Origin of the sequence: Janibacter sp. GXQ6167 (genome assembly GCF_041365945.1) — a bacterium.
Lineage (GTDB): Bacteria > Actinomycetota > Actinomycetes > Actinomycetales > Dermatophilaceae > JBGFSK01.
This window is the reverse complement of record NZ_JBGFSK010000024.1, coordinates 1-1,497: the sequence shown is the minus strand read 5'-3', so window position 1 is coordinate 1,497 and position 1,497 is coordinate 1. Positions and strand designations below refer to the sequence as shown.

Below are 1,497 nucleotides of genomic sequence, written 5' to 3'. Positions count from 1 at the left end.
CAGGGAGAAGCGACTGTTTACTAAAAACACAGGTCCGTGCGAAGTCGCAAGACGATGTATACGGACTGACGCCTGCCCGGTGCTGGAAGGTTAAGAGGACGGGTTAGGACCCTTCGGGGTTCGAAGCTCAGAATTTAAGCCCCAGTAAACGGCGGTGGTAACTATAACCATCCTAAGGTAGCGAAATTCCTTGTCGGGTAAGTTCCGACCTGCACGAATGGCGTAACGACTTCTCCACTGTCTCANGGTTCGAAGCTCAGAATTTAAGCCCCAGTAAACGGCGGTGGTAACTATAACCATCCTAAGGTAGCGAAATTCCTTGTCGGGTAAGTTCCGACCTGCACGAATGGCGTAACGACTTCTCCACTGTCTCAACCGCGAACTCGGCGAAATTGCACTACGAGTAAAGATGCTCGTTACGCGCAGCAGGACGGAAAGACCCCGGGACCTTCACTATAGCTTGGTATTGGTTGTCGGGACGGCTTGTGTAGGATAGGTGGGAGACTGTGAAACACCCGCGCCAGCGGGTGTGGAGTCAACGTTGAAATACCACTCTGGTCGTTCTGGTGATCTAACCTCGGTCCGTGATCCGGATCAGGGACAGTGCCTGGTGGGTAGTTTAACTGGGGCGGTTGCCTCCTAAAATGTAACGGAGGCGCTCAAAGGTTCCCTCAGCCTGGTTGGCAATCAGGTGGCGAGTGCAAGTGTACAAGGGAGCTTGACTGCGAGACAGACATGTCAAGCAGGGACGAAAGTCGGAACTAGTGACCCGACGGTGGCTTGTGGAAGCGCCGTCGCTCAACGGATAAAAGGTACCCCGGGGATAACAGGCTGATCTTCCCCAAGAGTCCATATCGACGGGATGGTTTGGCACCTCGATGTCGGCTCGTCGCATCCTGGGGGTGGAGTTGCTCCCAAGGGTTGGGCTGTTCGCCCATTAAAGCGGCACGCGAGCTGGGTTTAGAACGTCGTGAGACAGTTCGGTCCCTATCCGCTGTGCGCGTAGGAAACTTGAGAGAGGCTGACCCTAGTACGAGAGGACCGGGTTGGACGAACCTCTGGTGTGTCAGTTGTTCTGCCAAGAGCACCGCTGATTAGCTACGTTCGGAAGTGATAACCGCTGAAAGCATCTAAGCGGGAAGCACGTCTCAAGATGAGGTTTCCATGAACCAATGGTTCGAGAGGCTCCCAGCTAGACGACTGGGTTGATAGGCCAGATGTGGAAGCACAGCAATGTGTGAAGCTGACTGGTACTAATAAGCCGATAACTTAAACACCACAAAAACGTAAACTGTATCGCGTCCACTGTCCAGTATCTCGAGATACACCCAACCCACACACACAGGGTTACATGATATCTCCATAGAGTTACGGCTGTTATAGCGAGAGGGAAACGCCCGGTCCCATTCCGAACCCGGAAGCTAAGCCTCTCAGCGCCGATGGTACTGCACTGGAGACGGTGTGGGAGAGTAGGACACAGCCGGACAAACTTTCATA

At 53.7% G+C, this 1,497-nt stretch carries 2 rRNA genes; both read left to right on the top strand.

The features are described from left to right. A 23S ribosomal RNA gene (locus tag AB8K43_RS15425) occupies positions 1-1,277 on the top strand; the annotation flags it as partial. Between the two features lie 92 nt (positions 1,278-1,369). Beyond that, positions 1,370-1,486, top strand: a 5S ribosomal RNA gene (gene rrf, locus AB8K43_RS15420). The last annotated feature ends 11 nt before the right edge of the window (positions 1,487-1,497 follow it).